The sequence below is a fragment of the Pseudomonas sp. HT11 genome, assembly GCF_044875395.1.
In the GTDB taxonomy this organism is placed as follows: domain Bacteria; phylum Pseudomonadota; class Gammaproteobacteria; order Pseudomonadales; family Pseudomonadaceae; genus Aquipseudomonas.
The window spans coordinates 647,133-663,731 of the sequence record NZ_CP173217.1; the positions used below are offsets into that span (position 1 = coordinate 647,133).

The window sequence follows — 16,599 nt, forward strand, 5'->3', positions numbered from 1 at the left end:
GCGCGAATTTTCTGTTTGAAATTGAAGGAGTGACCCATGGTTGCCGCATTGCTTGATCGTCTCGGGGTGAGCCCGGCGCTGTACCAGTCGGGTAAACAACCCGTGCATTCGCCGATCGACGGCAGCCGTATCGGCAGTGTGCACTGGGAAGGCGCCGCCGAGGTGGAGCAACAGGTCAGTCGCGCCGAGCATGCATTCGAGGCTTGGCGCAAGGTGCCGGCACCGCGTCGTGGCGAACTGGTGCGCCAGTTTGGCGACGTCTTGCGCGAATACAAGGCAGACCTGGGCGAGCTGGTGTCCTGGGAAGCCGGCAAGATCACCCAGGAAGGCCTGGGTGAAGTGCAGGAAATGATCGACATCTGCGACTTCGCCGTCGGCCTGTCCCGCCAGTTGTACGGCTTGACCATCGCCTCCGAGCGCCCGGGCCACCATATGCGTGAAACCTGGCACCCGCTGGGCGTGGTCGGCGTGATCAGCGCCTTCAACTTCCCGGTGGCCGTGTGGGCGTGGAACACCACGCTGGCGCTGGTGTGTGGTAACGCCGTGATCTGGAAACCGTCGGAAAAGACCCCGCTCACCGCGCTGGCGTGCCAGGCGCTGTTCGAGCGTGTGCTGAAAACATTCACCGATGCGCCCGAGTACCTGAGCCAGGTGATCATCGGTGGCCGCGACGCCGGCGCCGCGCTGGTCGATGACCCGCGCGTGGCATTGATCAGCGCCACCGGCAGCACCCGCATGGGCCGCGAAGTGGCGCCGAAAGTCGCCGCCCGCTTCGCCCGTAGCATTCTCGAACTGGGCGGCAACAACGCAATGATCCTCGGCCCAAGCGCCGACCTGGACATGGCCGTACGCGCCATCCTGTTCAGCGCCGTCGGCACCGCCGGCCAGCGTTGCACCAGCCTGCGCCGCCTGATCGCGCATGAATCGGTCAAAGAAGAAATCGTCACCCGCCTCAAGGCGGCCTATTCCAAGGTGCGCATCGGCCACCCGCTGGAAGGCAACCTGATCGGTCCGCTGATCGACAAACACGGCTTCGAAAACATGCAGGACGCCCTGGAGCAGGCCTTGAGCGAAGGCGGCAAGGTGTTCGGCGGCAAGCGTCAGCTGGAAGATAAATTCCCGAATGCCTACTACGTGTCGCCCGCGATTGTGGAAATGCCTGAGCAAAGCGATGTGGTGTGCACCGAAACCTTCGCACCGATTCTGTATGTGATCGGCTACAGCGACTTTGCCGAAGCCCTGCGTTTGAACAACGCGGTCCCGCAAGGCCTGTCGTCCTGCATCTTCACTACCGATGTGCGTGAAGCCGAGCAGTTCATGTCGGCGGTGGGCAGCGACTGCGGCATCGCCAACGTCAACATCGGCCCAAGCGGTGCGGAGATTGGTGGCGCGTTTGGCGGTGAGAAAGAGACTGGCGGCGGGCGCGAGTCGGGTTCGGATGCGTGGCGCGGCTACATGCGTCGCCAGACCAATACCGTGAATTACTCGCTGGAGTTGCCGCTGGCGCAGGGCATTACCTTCGACTGAGTTTCAGGCCGCAGTGAGGTCAATGTGGGAGCTGGCTTGCCTGCGATAGCGGTGGTGACTGATACACCGCTATCGCAGGCAAGCCAGCTCCCACAGTTGATTGAGTTCGCAATTCAGAATAATGGTGGTTTGTTAGGTCTCATCGGAGTCTGGCAATGGCATTACGCGAAGCATGTTTGTGGGAACACCTTACCCCTGGCCGCCCGGACCGGGCCGCGCTCAAGGGCGAGGTCAAGGTCGATGTGTGCGTGATCGGCGCCGGGATCACCGGGTTGTCGGCAGCCGTGCATTTGCTGGAGCAAGGTAAAAGCGTCGCCGTGCTGGAGGCCCATCGCACCGGCCATGGCGGTTCGGGGCGTAACGTCGGGCTGGTGAATGCCGGTATGTGGATTCCCCCGGACGAGATCGAAGCCGGTTTCGGCGAGGCGGTGGGCAGCCAGCTCAACCGCATGTTGGGCGCAGCACCGTCACTGGTGTTCAGCCTGATCGACAAGTACGGCATCGATTGCCAACTGCGCCGCGAGGGCACCTTGCACATGGCGCACAACGCCCGTGGCGAGGCGGATTTACGCAGTCGTGAAGCACAATGGAAGCGCCGTGGCGCGCCGGTTGAGTTGCTGACCGGGCAAGCCTGCGAACACGCCACCGGCACCAAAAAGATCGCCGCCGCATTGCTGGATCGGCGTGCGGGCACCTTGAACCCGATGGCCTACACCAGTGGTTTGGCGAATGCGGCGGTTGGCCTGGGCGGGCAGCTTTTCGATCATTCCCCGGTCACCCGGCTGGAGCGCCAGGGCGCAACCTGGTCGGTGCAAACCGCTCAGGGCTCGGTGCAGGCTGCACAAGTGGTGATCGCCTCCAATGCCTACACCGAAGGCGAATGGACTGAGCTGCGGCGCAATTTCTTCCCAGGCTATTACTACCAGGTCGCCTCGGCGCCGCTGACGGACGACGCTGCCCAACAGATCCTGCCTGGCGGGCAGGGCTCGTGGGACACACGCCAGGTGTTGAGCAGCATCCGCCGCGATGCAGACGGCCGGCTGTTGCTCGGCAGCCTGGGCAACGGGAATCAGAAACCCGCCTGGTTCCTCAAGGCGTGGGCCGATCGGGTGCAGCAGCATTACTTCCCGTACCTCAAATCGGTGCAGTGGGAATACACCTGGACCGGCTGCATCGCTTTCACCCCTGATCACCTGATGCGTCTGTTCGAACCCGCGCCGGGCCTGGTGGCGGTAACCGGCTATAACGGACGCGGCGTGACCACCGGCAGCGTGGTGGGCAAGGCCTTTGCCGACTATTTGTGTCACCAGAATGCCCAGGCCTTGCCGATTCCCTTCGCACCGATGCAACCGCTGGCCGGGGTGGGCTTGCGCAGTTGCCTGTATGAAGCCGGATTTTCGCTGTATCACGCGGGCCAATGCCTGCGGATCGTGATCTGATCAGCGAAATACCTGTCAGAAGCCTGCATTTTCTTAGCCGGCTACTAATCTGTATTGGTGCAAGTCGTAGCAATCACGCACTGTAAATGTGCAGTTCCGTTACGCACATTGTTACAGGCGTAGGAACTGTCGTTTATCCGTCTGGTTGCAGGTGCGACCTGCCAGGGTTGTACTTTTTTGCTCCGTCGGTTGCACCTCTCGGTGCTAGACGGTTGCACGTGCTGGCAAAAGGAGTCGAAACGCCTGTAATAACAATGACACCGTGTCTTTTTGAAGAATAAAAAAGTAATGGCACGCGGCTTGCTCTGGGCTTTCCCTGAAAGTTTCAGTTGAAGGTTCGCAGTGAAATCGTAGTGCCAATAAACAAAAACCTCGGAGCACCACTCATGTCCCAGACGTTTTACAAGAAAGGTTTTCTGGCCCTCGCCGTTGCAGCGGCGCTGGGTGTTTCTGCGTTTGTTCAAGCTGATGTGAAGATTGGCGTAGCGGGGCCGATGACGGGCGCCAACGCAGCTTTCGGTGAGCAGTACATGAAGGGTGCCCAAGCGGCAGCCGATGTGATCAACAAGGCCGGCGGGATCAACGGCGAGCAACTCAAGCTGGTGGCCGGCGATGACGCCTGCGAGCCGAAGCAGGCGGTGGCCGTCGCCAACCGTCTGGCAGACCAGGACAAAGTGATCGGCGTGGTCGGGCACTTCTGCTCCTCCAACACCATCCCGGCCTCCGAGGTGTACGACGAAGCCGGCATCATCATGATCACCCCGGGTTCCACCAACCCACAGGTGACCGAACGTGGCCTGGGCGCGGTGTTCCGTATGTGCGGGCGTGACGACCAGCAAGGCATCGTCGCCGGCGACTACATTGTCGATGTGCTCAAGGGCAAGAAAGTCGCGGTGATCAACGACAAAGACACCTACGGCAAAGGTCTGGCTGACGCCACCGCTCAGCAGTTGACCAAACGTGGCGTCAAGCCGGTGCTGGAAGAAGGCCTGACCCGTGGCGAGAAAGACTTCAGCGCCCTGGTCACCAAAATCCGCTCCACTGGTGCTGATGTGGTGTACTTCGGCGGCCTGCACCCTGAAGCCGGTCCACTGGTGCGCCAGATCCGTGAAGCGGGCCTCAAGGACGTCAAGTTCATGTCCGATGACGGCATCGTGACCGACGAACTGGTCGCCACCGCGGGCGGCGCGCAATACGTAGACGGCGTTTACATGACCTTCGGCGCCGACCCGCGCCTGCTGCCAGACAGCAAGACCGTCGTGGAAGAGTTCCGCAAAAACGGCACCGAGCCTGAAGGCTACACCCTGTACGCCTATGCCTCGATCCAGGCCCTGGCCGCCGGTTTCAACGGCGCCAAGTCCAATAAAGGCGAAGACGCCGCCAAGTGGCTGAAATCGCACCCGGTCAAAACCGTGATGGGCGAGAAAAACTGGGACGCCAAGGGCGACCTGAAGATCTCCGACTACGTGGTTTACCAGTGGGATAAAGACGGCAAATACCACCAGCTGGAAAAGCAGAAGTAAGAACAAACACGATCGTTTAAGCGCCTCGATCCCCTGTGGGAGCTGGCTTGCCTGCGATAGCGGTTTCACATTCAACACAGGTGTTGGTTGTCAGTCCGTCATCGCGGGCAAGCCCGGCTCCCACAGGGGGTGTGGTTGCTCGCACCATCGTGTCAGGCGACAAGTCTGTCTTTTCCTCCAGAAGCGCCGCACACCCACCGGTGTGCAGGTGCTCACCGCGTGAGATTGCGTTATGGATGGTATTTTCCTGCAGCAACTGGTCAATGGCCTGACCCTCGGGTCGGTCTATGGCCTGATCGCCATCGGCTACACAATGGTCTACGGCATCATTGGCATGATCAACTTCGCCCACGGCGAGGTTTATATGATTTCCGCTTACCTCGCGGCGATCAGTCTGGCACTGCTGGCTTACTTCGGCATCGAATCCTTCCCGCTGCTCATTCTCGGCACCCTGATATTCACCGTGGTCGTCACCGGCGTTTACGGTTGGGTCATCGAGCGTGTCGCCTATAAACCGCTGCGCAACTCCACCCGACTGGCACCGCTGATCAGCGCCATCGGCATCTCCCTGATCCTGCAAAACTATGCGCAGATCGCTCAGGGCGCGAAACAACAAGGCATTCCAACCCTGCTGGCCGGCGCCTGGCGCGTCGATATCGGCAGCGGTTTCGTGCAGTTGACCTACACCAAGGTGTTCATCCTGGTGGCCGCGTTTCTGGGCATGGGGCTGCTGACCTACATCATCAAGTACACCAAGCTCGGCCGCATGTGCCGAGCGACTCAGCAAGACCGCAAGATGGCCTCGATCCTGGGCATCAACACCGACCGGGTGATTTCCTACGTATTCGTGATTGGTGCAGCGATGGCGGCCCTGGCCGGCGTGCTGATTACCCTCAACTACGGCACGTTCGACTTCTACGCCGGCTTCATCATCGGCATCAAGGCGTTTACCGCAGCGGTACTCGGCGGCATCGGCTCCCTGCCTGGGGCCATGCTCGGCGGGATCATCCTGGGTATCTCCGAGTCGCTGTTCTCGGGGTTGATCAACTCTGACTACAAAGACGTGTTCAGTTTCTCCCTGCTGGTGGTGATTCTGATTTTCCGTCCTCAGGGCCTGCTTGGTCGTCCGCTCGTGGCGAAGGTGTAAACATGTCTGCTGCCAAATCGATTGATATCAAAAAAAGTGTGGTCGATACGGTCCTCGCCGGGCTGATTTCGTTGATCGTGTTCGGTCCGATCGTCGGCGTGGTCCTCGACGGCTACAGCTTCAACCTGCAACCGGCGCGCGTGGCCGTATTGGTTGCCATTGTGATGGCTGGCCGTTTTGCCCTCAGCCTGTTCCTGCAAACCCCCAAGGGCCTGAAGATTCTGCAGGGTTTCGAGAGCAGTGGTTCTGGCGTGCACGTGCTGCCGCCGGACTACAAGTCGCGGCTGCGCTGGATCATCCCGGCGCTGATCGTGATCGCCATCGTTTTCCCGATCTTCGCCAACAAGTACCTGCTCACGGTGGTCATCCTCGGGTTGATCTATGTGTTGCTCGGCCTGGGCCTGAACATCGTGGTGGGCCTGGCCGGTTTGCTCGACCTGGGTTACGTGGCGTTCTACGCCATCGGTGCCTACGGCCTTGCGCTGGGTTATCAATACCTGGGCCTCGGCTTCTGGACGGTGCTGCCCTTGGCGGCCATCTGTGCGGCGCTGGCGGGGTGCATACTCGGGTTCCCGGTGCTGCGAATGCACGGTGACTACTTGGCCATCGTGACCTTGGGCTTCGGTGAAATCATTCGCCTAGTGCTCAATAACTGGCTGTCGTTCACTGGCGGCCCGAACGGCATGCCGGTGCCTTCGCCGACCTTCCTGGGCCTTGAGTTCGGGCGCAAGGCGAAGGACGGTGGGATTCCGTTCCATGAGTTCTTCGGCATCGATTACAACCCCAACATCAAGTTCATGTTCATCTACATCGTGCTATTCCTGGTGGTGCTGGCCGTGCTGTACATCAAGCATCGCCTGACTCGCATGCCGGTCGGCCGCGCCTGGGAAGCCTTGCGCGAAGATGAAATCGCCTGCCGCTCCATGGGCCTGAACCACGTGCTGGTCAAGCTCTCGGCGTTCACCATCGGCGCGTCCACGGCCGGTCTGGCCGGGGTGTTTTTCGCCAGCTACCAGGGTTTCGTCAACCCGTCGTCGTTCACCTTCTTCGAGTCGGCACTGATCCTGGCCATCGTGGTGTTGGGCGGCATGGGCTCGACGGTCGGCGTGGTGATTGCGGCGTTCGTGTTGACCGTCGCGCCCGAGTTGCTGCGCAGCTTCTCGGAGTACCGCGTGCTGCTGTTTGGCGTGTTGATGGTGGTGATGATGATCTGGCGGCCGCGCGGCCTGATTCGCATCAGCCGTACCGGTGTGACCCCACGTAAAGGAGTGGCGCCATGAGCAAGGAAGTCGTCCTGTCCGTGGAACATTTGATGATGCACTTCGGTGGCATCAAGGCCTTGAGCGATGTGAGCCTCAAGGTCGAACGCAACTCGATCTTCGCCCTGATCGGCCCCAACGGCGCCGGCAAGACCACGGTGTTCAACTGCCTGACCGGTTTCTACAAGGCCAGCGGCGGCAAGATCCAACTCAACATCCGCGGCAAGCAGACCAACGTGATCCAATTGTTGGGCGAGCGCTTCAAGGTCACCGACTTTGTGTCGCCGAAAAGCTTTTTCAGCCGTGTTTACTACAAGATGTTTGGCGGCACTCACCTGGTCAACCGTGCCGGGCTGGCGCGCACCTTCCAGAACATTCGCCTGTTCAAGGAAATGTCGGTGCTGGAGAACCTGCTGGTGGCCCAGCACATGTGGGTCAACCGCAACATGCTCGCCGGCATCCTCAACACCAAGGGCTACCGCAAGGCCGAGAGCGATGCGCTCGACCACGCCTTCTATTGGCTGGAAGTGGTCGACCTGGTGGACTGCGCCAACCGCCTGGCCGGCGAGCTTTCCTACGGCCAGCAGCGCCGCCTGGAAATCGCCCGTGCCATGTGCACCCGGCCGCAGATTATCTGCCTGGACGAACCGGCAGCCGGCCTTAACCCGCAGGAAACCGAAGCGCTCAGCGCGATGATTCGCCTGCTGCGCGACGAACACGACCTCACGGTGGTGCTGATCGAACACGACATGGGCATGGTGATGAGTATTTCCGACCACATTGTGGTGCTCGACCACGGCAACGTGATCGCCGAAGGCGGCCCGGACGCGATCCGCAACGACCCGAAAGTGATTGCCGCCTACCTGGGCGCCGACGAAGAGGAGCTGGTATGAGTGCACCTATCCTCGAAATGAAGGAGCTGGACGTGTTTTACGGCCCGATCCAGGCCCTGAAAAAAGTCTCGCTGCACATCAACGAAGGCGAAACCGTCAGCCTGATCGGCTCCAACGGCGCGGGTAAATCCACGCTGCTGATGTCGATCTTCGGCCAGCCGCGCGCCGAGTCCGGGCAGATCCTCTACAACGGCGTCGACATTACCCACAAGTCGTCCCACTACATCGCCTCCAACGGCATTGCGCAGTCGCCGGAAGGGCGGCGGGTGTTCCCCGACATGACCGTCGAGGAAAACCTGCTGATGGGCACCATCCCGATTGGCGACAAATACGCGCAGGAAGACATGCAGCGCATGTTCGAGTTGTTCCCGCGGCTCAAGGAGCGGCGCACCCAGCGCGCCATGACCATGTCCGGCGGCGAGCAGCAAATGCTCGCCATCGCCCGCGCGCTGATGAGCCGGCCCAAGCTGTTGCTGCTCGACGAACCGAGCCTGGGCCTGGCGCCGATTGTGGTGAAGCAGATCTTCGCGACCTTGCGTGAACTGGCGGCGACCGGGATGACCATCTTCCTGGTGGAGCAGAACGCCAACCATGCGTTGCGCTTGTCGGACCGGGCGTATGTGATGGTCAACGGCGAGATTCGCCTGACCGGCACTGGCAAGGAGTTGCTGGTGAACGAGGAAGTGCGCAATGCCTACCTCGGTGGGCACTGATCTGAAGGCTTGATGCAATAACCCCTGTGGGAACCGGCTTTAATGTGGGAGCGGGCTTGCCTGCGATGCGAACACCTCGGTCTGTCAGGCAAACCGAGGTGACGCTATCGCGGGCAAGCCCGGCTCCTACATAAAGGCGGTTCCCACATTTGTTTTTGGGGTGTTCACAGGCTTCCCGCCAAATTGTGGAAAACAAATCCAGCCACCTTCCAAAGCGCGACATATAGCCGCCGCAAATCCCTGTTTTGTCACAGTTTTGACTTGTCCCCATCCGCTGTGGAACCGGCTGTGGGTAACGTGGGAGTAGCTGGCTGAACGCCTTTAAAACCGTGGCTTGCAGCGCGGTGGTTGTTTATTGATCAGCGGTTTTTTCGGGCGCTGTCGAGCGCTTTGTCAACCTGTTTAAAGACACAGGTATATGACCGATTTATGTCGTCTGGGCCTGTGGATAAGTCTGTGACTAAACTCTGGAAAGACGGCCGCAGAGGCCGGAATGACTGGCCTGGAGCCATCGTTCGAGTTTGCATCTGTCAACCGGGCCTACATACGGCCCGTCCAAGGTCAAGCAAAAAACTTTCTAAAACTGCCTGCAGGCCTTGTACACAGCGGCTTTTGGCTTTTTGCACTTGCCCCCAAAGACTGTGGGCGCAGTTGTGGATAACCTGCGCGCATATGGCTGCAGACCACGGTTTATAAGGCCTCGCTCGCTATGGTTAAAAATTGACCAGCTGTACATGAAGGTGTGTGCACAGCGGTTGCCGCAATCGCGGCGTAAGGGCATTCTGCTGGCAACTTTTTTCCCAGATGCCCGCAAGGAGAACACCATGTCCGACACGCTGTTTATTACTGGCGCAACCTCAGGTTTCGGCGAAGCCTGCGCCCGCCGTTTTGCCGACGCCGGTTGGAAACTGGTGCTCACCGGCCGTCGTGCCGACCGTTTGAATGCACTGGTCGAAGAGCTTTCCAAGCAGACCGAAGTGCACGGGCTGGTCGTGGACGTACGTGACCGCAAGGGCATGGAAGACGCCATCGCCAACCTGCCGCCTTCGTTCGCCAAGCTGCGCGGGCTGATCAACAACGCCGGCCTGGCCGTGGGCACTGACCCTGCGCCCAAGTGCAGCCTCGACGATTGGGAAACCATGGTCGACACCAACATCAAAGGCCTGCTGACCACCACCAGCCTGCTGCTGCCGCGCCTGATCGCTCACGGCCGTGGCGCCGGGATCATCAACCTGGGCTCCATCGCCGGCAGCTACCCGTACCCGGGCAGCCACGTGTATGGCGGTTCCAAGGCGTTCGTGAAGCAGTTCTCGCTGAACCTGCGTTGCGACCTGCAAGGCACCGGCGTGCGCGTGACCAACATCGAACCAGGCCTGTGCGAGAGTGAATTCTCGCTGGTGCGCTTCGGCGGCGACCAGGCGCGTTACGACGCGACCTACGCCGGTGCTGAGCCGATCCAGCCGCAGGACATTGCCGACACCATCTTCTGGGTGCTGAACACCCCGGCGCACGTGAATATCAACCGCTTGGAGCTGATGCCGGTGAGCCAGACCTGGGCTGGGTTTGCGATTGAGCGTGGGGCCAAGTAAGGCTTAAGACCGAGTCGCTGCCATCGGGGGCAAGCCCCCTCCCACATTTGACCGCATTTCAAAGTTGAAACTCGGTTGAGTGTGGGAGGGGGCTTGCCCCCGATGGCGTCAAATCGGCCAAAACACGACATAAGGTACACTCCACCCCTGAAAACCCCTCCGCACTGTGCGGTTTAAAGGTTTTGACGGGAGGAAATGTGAGTAACCGAGGTGAGCAGGCACTGCTCAAACAATCGACCATCCTGATGTTCGCGGTAGCGATCGCCGGGATTGTCACGGGTGTGATATCTGGCGCCCAATCCATTCTGTTCGACGGCTTTTTCTCGCTGATCGCCACCGCCATCAAGGTGTTGATGCTGATCACGGCCAAGCTGATCGCCAAGAAAAGCAACGAGCGTTTCCAGTTTGGCTATTGGCACCTGGAGCCAATGGTATTGCTGATCGAAGGCAGCTTTTTGCTGCTGATCGCCATCTACGCGTTTCTCAACGGCGTGTTCGGCATTATCAATGGCGGGCGCGAGATCGAGTTGGGGCTGGTGATCGTTTATGCGGCGGTGTTTACCGTCGTCGAATTCGCCTACTTCTTCTACGTGCGCTACCGCAATCGCACGCTGAAATCTTCGCTGATCCAGTTCGACAACATCAGTTGGCTGGTGGACGCGATGCTCTCGGTGGGTTTGCTGATCAGCTTTCTCGCGGCGCTGTTGCTCAAGTCTCAGGGGTATGACGAGTGGGCGGTGTATGTCGACCCGCTGATCTTGATCCTGTTGGCCCTGAGTATGCTGGCGCCGGCGTTCAAGATCCTGCGCCCGGCCTTGCGCGAAGTGCTGGGGATTGCGCCCGATCACTTGGACGACAAGGTGCGCGAAGTGATGGAGGCGGCGCAAGCCAAGCATGGTTTCGATGACTACGAGTCCTACGTGCAAAAGCACGGGCGGGCGCGGTTTATCGAGATTCATGTGGTGCTGCCGGCGGATTACCCGGTGGGCAACGTCGCGACCCTCGACGCGCTGCGCGAAGAGATATCCACAGCGCTGGGCACGCCGGATGCGGCGCGCTGGCTGACGATCAGCTTTACCGGGGATCGCAAGTGGATTGCCTAACAGGCAGATAGACCGAGGTGGGGCCATCGCAGGCAAGCCAGCTCCCACACTTGAATGGGTTCACACATTCAAAATGTGGGAGCGGGCTTGCCCGCGATGCGGCCCTGAAAGTCAGCCCAAATGCTGGATCAAACCCAGATAGCAGGTCGCCAAGTGATACGGCGTGGTCGACGGCATGTCCCGTCGGCTCACAACACCCTTGGCATCCAGGCATTCATGCCAGCCTTTGTCATGCAAAAAGTGCTGTTGCAGCGCCAGCAATTGGCGTTGCAGCACTGCCTCGCTGGCGGGCCGCAAGGTCAGCGCGCGCAGGTATTCAGCCTGGGCCCAGATCCGTTGAGTGCCATCGCGCACGGTGCCGTCCAGGGCGAGCATGCCGCTGACCGCGCCGCTCGATTTATCCACACCCTTGAGCTCGGCGTAGTCAAACGCTCGCGTCAGCGAGGCGTGCAGTGGCGTGCCGCGCAACACGTCTGAGGACGCCAGCAAATAGAACCACTCGAACTGATGGCCGGGCTCAAACCAGTTATCCACAGCACCCAGCGGTTTCTCCATCATTACGCCGTGCTCGCGGTCGATGAAGCGCTTCTGCATGGCCGTGGCAAGGTCCAGCAGTGCATCTTGCGTGACGGCGTCTTCACGCACGGCCAGGGTGGCGAGAAAGCCTTCGGCCAAGTGCATCAGCGGGTTTTGCAGGGGGCCGGACTTGAGGGATGACCAGTTGCGTTCCAATACCGCTTCGTACAGGCCGTCGCCTGTGGCGAAACGTTCGGCGACCACGGCCAGCGCCGCATTGAGCACCGATTCCACTAATGGCTCACGCACTTTGGCCCAGTAGTGGGCACAGGCAAAGATGATGAAGGCGTGGGTGTAGAGGTCTTTGCGCTTATCCAGCGGCTTGCCGTGCGCGTCGATGCTGTAGAACCAGCCGCCGTGCTCGGCGTCGTGAAAGTGCCGTTGCAGGGAGCGAAACAGCGCCGCCGCGCGCTCTTCGGCAAAGGCCGCCCGCGGCTCGCCGATCAGGCTGGCGAACAGGTACAGCTGCCGCGCGCAGGCCATGGCCCGGTAGCGTTGCGGGGGCAAAGGCTGATGATTGGCGTCCAGCGCCTCATAGGGCAACGCCAGCTCGGCATTCCAGCCCGGGCCCTGCCACAGCGGCACGATCAGGTCATGGAAGTGCGCGAGCACGGCATTCAACGAAGGCTGGGAGGCGGAACTTGGAGCGGTGGGCATCGGCTGGCGTCGTCACGGCAGGGGTGTAGGCGCGCATGGTAGCAGGCTTGAGTTGCGTGGTGTCTGTGCCACCGCAATCGCGGGCAAGCCCGCTCCCACATTTAACCGCGTCCTGGCGTTGGAATGCGGTCGAATGTGGGAGCGGGCTTGCTCGCGAAGAGGCCTTCAGCAGCGCCGCAAATCAGCCCGCCAGCAACCAAACCCCCGTGGCCGCCGAAGCCGCCCCGGCCACCCGCACCAACGGCGCAGCCGCCGCCGGCAGGAAACGCACCACCGCGTACCCGGCCGCGTGCAACACCGCCGTCGCGCCGACAAAACCGGCGGCATACGCCCAAGGGCTGGACATGTCCGGCAGCTCCAAGCCATGCGCCACGCCATGGAACAGGGCAAACAACGCCGTTGCAGCCACCGCGACGAACAGTGGCGGCCGCACCGCCAGCGCCACGGCCAGGCCCAGCGCCAGCACCGAAGCCGCGATCCCGCTTTCCAGCGCCGGAAGCTCCAGGCCTTCAAAGCCCAGCAGGCCGCCAATCAACATGGTGCCGACAAAGGCGCAAGGCAGCGCCCAGCGTGCGTTGCCTTTTTGCTGCGCCGCCCAGAGGCCGACGGCGACCATGGCCAGTAAGTGATCAATGCCGCCCAGTGGGTGGCTGATACCGGCGACCAGCCCGTTATCGCCGTGCCCGGGGTGAGCAAAGGCGAGGGCCGGGGTGAGCAGCAAGGCTGCGGTGGCGAGAAGTTTGTTGAGACCCATGAACAGGCTCCTTTTCAGGGTGGTATCAGGCTGCGGTCAGCAAGCCCTGACGTTCGATAAAGGCGACGATTTCATCCAGGCCGACGCCGGTTTTCTGGTTGCTGAACACAAAGGGCTTACCGTTGCGCATACGCTGAGTGTCACTGTTCATCAATTCCAGCGAGGCGCCGACCAGCGGGGCCAGGTCGATCTTGTTGATCACCAGCAGGTCGGATTTGCAAATACCGGGCCCGCCCTTGCGCGGCAGCTTGTCGCCGGCCGACACATCGATCACGTAGATGGTCAGGTCTGACAGTTCAGGGCTGAAGGTGGCCGACAGGTTGTCGCCGCCGGACTCCACCAGAATCAGGTCCAGGCCGGGAAAGCGGCGGTTGAGCTGGTCCACCGCTTCAAGATTGATCGAGGCGTCTTCACGAATCGCCGTGTGCGGGCAGCCGCCGGTTTCCACGCCGATGATGCGCTCCGGCGCCAGGGCCTGGTTGCGCACCAGGAAGTCGGCGTCTTCGCGGGTGTAGATGTCGTTGGTCACCACGGCCAGGTTGTAGCGATCACGCAGTGCAAGGCACAGCGCCAAGGTCAGGGCCGTCTTGCCGGAGCCCACCGGGCCGCCGATGCCGACGCGCAAGGGTTGTGTGTTCATGTGCTTCTCCACAGAAGTAAAAGGGCTTAGGAACGGAACAGGCGGCTGTACTGGCGCTCGTGGGCCATGCACGCCAGGGACAGGCCGAACGCGGCGCTGCCGAAATGGTTGGGGTCGATACGGGCTGCGTCCTGCTGGGCCTGTTGCAGCAACGGCAGCAGCTCACTGGTCAGGCGCTGGGCGGCTTGCTGGCCCAACGGCAACGTTTTCATCAGCACGGCGAGCTGATTTTCCAGCCAGCTCCACAGCCAGGCGGCGAGGGCGTCGTCAGGGCTGATCTGCCACGCGCGGGCCGCCAGCGCCCAGCCCAGGGCCAGGTGCGGTTCGGCGCAGCTTTCTACAAATGCGCGTGCGGCGGCGTCCAGTTCAGGCAAACCATTGAGCAGTTGCTGCAGGGAGTAGCCCATTTGCCGGCTCTCCTGGTACAGCTCGCGGGTTTCGCGGCTGGCGCGGTGTTCTTCACACAACTGTTTCAGGCGCGGCCAGTCCTGGTCCGCCGCCGCGCGGCAATGGGCGAGCAGCAAGGGCGCTTCGAAGCGCGCCAGGTTGAGCAGCAACTGGTCGCTGATCCAGCGCCGGGCACTGGCGGCATCATTGACGCGGCCATTTTCCACGGCCATTTCCAGGCCTTGGGAATAGCTGTAGCCACCAATCGGCAATTGCGGACTGGCCAGACGCAACAGCGCCCAGGCTGGGTTCATGGACGTACGCCGAACTGGTGCAGCTTGGGCGGGTAGTTGAAGTCTTCGTCGCCATGGCGCGAATGGTGATGGCCGCCGCCGTAGGCACCGTGTTCCGGCTGGAACGGCGCTTCGAGGGTTTCTGTCTGCGCGCCGAGCTGTTCGAGCATGGCCTTGAGCACGTAGTCATCCAGCAGGCGTAGCCAGCCGTCGCCGACTTGCAGGGCGACGTGGCGGTTGCCGAGGTGGTAAGCGGCGCGGGTCAATTCAAACGCACTGCTGCAGGTGACGTGCAGCAGTTGTTCAGGGCGCGCGACCACGCGTACGACGCGTCCGTCTTCGGCCTGTAGGCACTCACCATCATGCAACGGCGGCTGACCGCGCTCCAGAAACAGGCCGACGTCTTCGCCGTCGGCACTGAAACAGCGCAGCCGGCTTTTGCTGCGTGCTTCGAAATTCAGCAGCAGCTCAGCGGCCCAGAGAGGTTGAGGTGCGATTCGGCGGTGGATCACCAGCATCAGGAGGCTTCCAGCTATGAGCGATAAGAGTGCTAGAGCAAGGTGCTTGCCAATCACGCACGCGCGTGGGAAATCCTTGTAGGCAAGCACCGGCGTGCCACCGAATAGGGCGTCAGTCGATTCTGACAGTGCCTTCAATTGGTGCGTGGCTGGATTTATAGCACCGGATGTGGGCGTTTTGCGTTGAGATCCGCAGCGCGCCGCATGAAATTTCTTTCATCTGATTCGTGCTGGAATTTTCCAGGAATTGACCTACACGAACGCCGGATAGGGCGTTCAAGAAGCTCGTCGCTGTTTCATTAGGATATTCGCCGTCCTTAATCCACCGCGGCGTCGATCATGTTCAAAGGCTTCACGTGTCTGGTCATTCTCGGTCTGTGGTGCGCCGCAGACACGGTTGCGGCCAATGCCCTGCCTGACGCGTCGATCACGCGTGTTATCGACCGCGCCCATGCGTTGCTCGGTACACCCTATAACGGCAGCGGCACCAGCGTCGGCCAGGGGTTCGATTGCAGCGGCTTGCTGGTCTATTTGTTCAAGACCCAAGCCAATATCCGCCTGCCGCGCACGACAACGCAGATGCACCGATCAAGCGCCGCGACGGTTCAGAGAGCCGCGCTCAAGCCGGGCGATGCGGTGTTTTTCAAGGGCAATGGCAGCGGGCAGGTCAGCCATGTCGGCCTGTATGTGGGCAAAGGCAAATTTATCCATTCGCCCAGCACCGGCAAACGCGTGCGCATCGATTCATTGAGCAGCCGCTATTGGAAAAAGCACTACACCACTGCCAAACGTTTTCATGCGGCGGGCTGATCGGCTTACTCGGTGCTGCCCAGGCCTTGCCAATGCTTGAGGCCGATGAAGATAAAGCGCAATTGCTGGGTGATTTTCGCCTGGGGCGTGAGGTGGGCGGGCAGGGCATGGGCCGGCGGGTCGATGATGTCGGGCAGGGTGGCGAATACACTTTTGACGATCAGGTCGGCCATCACGTGCAGGCCTTCGGCGTCCAGGTGCTGGAGCTTGGGCATCAGCGTGAGGTCAGCCGCCAGGTCACTGGTGATGTCTTCGCGCAAGGCGGCGATGGCTTGGCGCACGGCCAGACAGCCCCCGTATTGCTCGCGGGCCAGGAACAGGAATTGCGATCGGTTGGCCGACACCACATCCAGAAAAATCCGCACGGACGCATCAATGATGCCGCCCATCACGAACTCATTGTGGCGTACCAGGCGAATCGTGGCGCGGAAGGTTTGGCCGACTTCACTTACCAGCACCAGGCCCAGCTGATCCATGTCGTCAAAATGGCGATAGAAGCCGGTTGGCACAATGCCGGCGGTCTTGGCCACTTCGCGCAGGCTCAGGCTGCCGAACCCGCGGCCACACTCCATCAGATGGCGGGCTGCGTCCATCAAGGCGAGGCGGGTCTGTTGCTTCTGTTCAGCGCGGGGCAGCATCGGCGGGCGGACTTTGTCGGCAAGTACAGCGACGCACTCTAGCAAAACAGCTTCGTCGGCGTCGAACTTGGCGGGAGTGAAGCGTGAGGCAGTCTATAAAAAAGCAAAAGCCCGATCGGCTGATCGGGCTTTT

The 16,599-nt window shown here is 61.1% G+C and carries 16 protein-coding genes; 10 read left to right on the forward strand and 6 right to left on the reverse strand.

Annotation, left to right across the window (positions count from 1 at the left end; translation table 11 throughout):
* Window positions 1–36: 36 nt before the first annotated feature.
* From ABWL43_RS02770 to ABWL43_RS02810, 9 genes are all read left to right on the forward strand, one after another.
* Window positions 37–1,527: an aldehyde dehydrogenase family protein gene (locus ABWL43_RS02770; RefSeq protein ID WP_242198994.1), complete on the forward strand. Its 1,491-nt coding sequence runs from the start codon at window positions 37–39 to the stop codon at window positions 1,525–1,527.
* Between the two features lie 155 nt (window positions 1,528–1,682).
* Complete coding sequence (locus ABWL43_RS02775) at window positions 1,683–2,966, forward strand: FAD-binding oxidoreductase (RefSeq protein WP_262210669.1); 1,284 nt, start codon at window positions 1,683–1,685, stop codon at window positions 2,964–2,966.
* Between the two features lie 386 nt (window positions 2,967–3,352).
* Window positions 3,353–4,489 (forward strand): branched-chain amino acid ABC transporter substrate-binding protein, encoded by a 1,137-nt coding sequence (locus ABWL43_RS02780; protein WP_145160199.1) that lies wholly within the window; start codon window positions 3,353–3,355, stop codon window positions 4,487–4,489.
* A gap of 232 nt (window positions 4,490–4,721) precedes the next feature.
* Complete coding sequence (locus ABWL43_RS02785; RefSeq protein WP_053254074.1) at window positions 4,722–5,636, forward strand: ABC transporter permease subunit; 915 nt, start codon at window positions 4,722–4,724, stop codon at window positions 5,634–5,636.
* 2 nt (window positions 5,637–5,638) lie between these two features.
* On the forward strand, window positions 5,639–6,916 hold the full coding sequence (livM, locus tag ABWL43_RS02790) for a high-affinity branched-chain amino acid ABC transporter permease LivM (protein ID WP_145160201.1): 1,278 nt from the start codon (window positions 5,639–5,641) through the stop codon (window positions 6,914–6,916).
* Window positions 6,913–7,788: an ABC transporter ATP-binding protein gene (locus ABWL43_RS02795; RefSeq protein WP_145160203.1), complete on the forward strand. Its 876-nt coding sequence runs from the start codon at window positions 6,913–6,915 to the stop codon at window positions 7,786–7,788. The genes livM and ABWL43_RS02795 overlap by 4 nt, the downstream gene beginning before the upstream one ends.
* Complete coding sequence (locus tag ABWL43_RS02800; RefSeq protein ID WP_145160205.1) at window positions 7,785–8,501, forward strand: ABC transporter ATP-binding protein; 717 nt, start codon at window positions 7,785–7,787, stop codon at window positions 8,499–8,501. The genes ABWL43_RS02795 and ABWL43_RS02800 overlap by 4 nt, the downstream gene beginning before the upstream one ends.
* 824 nt (window positions 8,502–9,325) lie before the next feature.
* On the forward strand, window positions 9,326–10,090 hold the full coding sequence (locus ABWL43_RS02805) for an SDR family oxidoreductase (RefSeq protein WP_064450434.1): 765 nt from the start codon (window positions 9,326–9,328) through the stop codon (window positions 10,088–10,090).
* Between the two features lie 197 nt (window positions 10,091–10,287).
* Entirely contained in the window at window positions 10,288–11,193 is a 906-nt protein-coding gene (locus ABWL43_RS02810; protein WP_145160207.1) for a cation diffusion facilitator family transporter, read from the forward strand.
* A 111-nt stretch (window positions 11,194–11,304) separates the two neighbouring features.
* Here the strand turns inward: ABWL43_RS02810 and ABWL43_RS02815 are convergent, their stop codons facing one another.
* From ABWL43_RS02815 to ureE, 5 genes are all read right to left on the reverse strand, one after another.
* Window positions 11,305–12,426: an AGE family epimerase/isomerase gene (locus tag ABWL43_RS02815; protein ID WP_404486623.1), complete on the reverse strand. Its 1,122-nt coding sequence runs from the start codon at window positions 12,424–12,426 to the stop codon at window positions 11,305–11,307.
* A gap of 181 nt (window positions 12,427–12,607) precedes the next feature.
* Window positions 12,608–13,180: a HupE/UreJ family protein gene (locus ABWL43_RS02820; RefSeq protein WP_119737876.1), complete on the reverse strand. Its 573-nt coding sequence runs from the start codon at window positions 13,178–13,180 to the stop codon at window positions 12,608–12,610.
* 25 nt (window positions 13,181–13,205) lie between these two features.
* Window positions 13,206–13,820: an urease accessory protein UreG gene (gene ureG / locus ABWL43_RS02825; protein WP_017849719.1), complete on the reverse strand. Its 615-nt coding sequence runs from the start codon at window positions 13,818–13,820 to the stop codon at window positions 13,206–13,208.
* Window positions 13,821–13,846: 26 nt separating this feature from the next.
* The gene (locus tag ABWL43_RS02830; RefSeq protein WP_404486626.1) at window positions 13,847–14,521 is read right to left on the reverse strand and encodes an urease accessory protein UreF; all 675 of its coding nucleotides are present in this window, start codon (window positions 14,519–14,521) and stop codon (window positions 13,847–13,849) included.
* Window positions 14,518–15,018: an urease accessory protein UreE gene (gene ureE, locus ABWL43_RS02835; RefSeq protein WP_145160215.1), complete on the reverse strand. Its 501-nt coding sequence runs from the start codon at window positions 15,016–15,018 to the stop codon at window positions 14,518–14,520. The genes ABWL43_RS02830 and ureE overlap by 4 nt, the downstream gene beginning before the upstream one ends.
* Before the next feature lie 339 nt (window positions 15,019–15,357).
* Between ureE and ABWL43_RS02840 the strand changes: the two genes are divergently transcribed.
* Window positions 15,358–15,828: a C40 family peptidase gene (locus tag ABWL43_RS02840; protein ID WP_242199007.1), complete on the forward strand. Its 471-nt coding sequence runs from the start codon at window positions 15,358–15,360 to the stop codon at window positions 15,826–15,828.
* 5 nt (window positions 15,829–15,833) lie between these two features.
* On the opposite strand, the gene ABWL43_RS02845 is transcribed toward ABWL43_RS02840, so the two are convergent.
* A complete protein-coding gene (locus ABWL43_RS02845; RefSeq protein ID WP_145160221.1) occupies window positions 15,834–16,466 on the reverse strand; it encodes a TetR family transcriptional regulator in 633 nt (210 codons plus the stop codon).
* Window positions 16,467–16,599 lie beyond the last annotated feature (133 nt).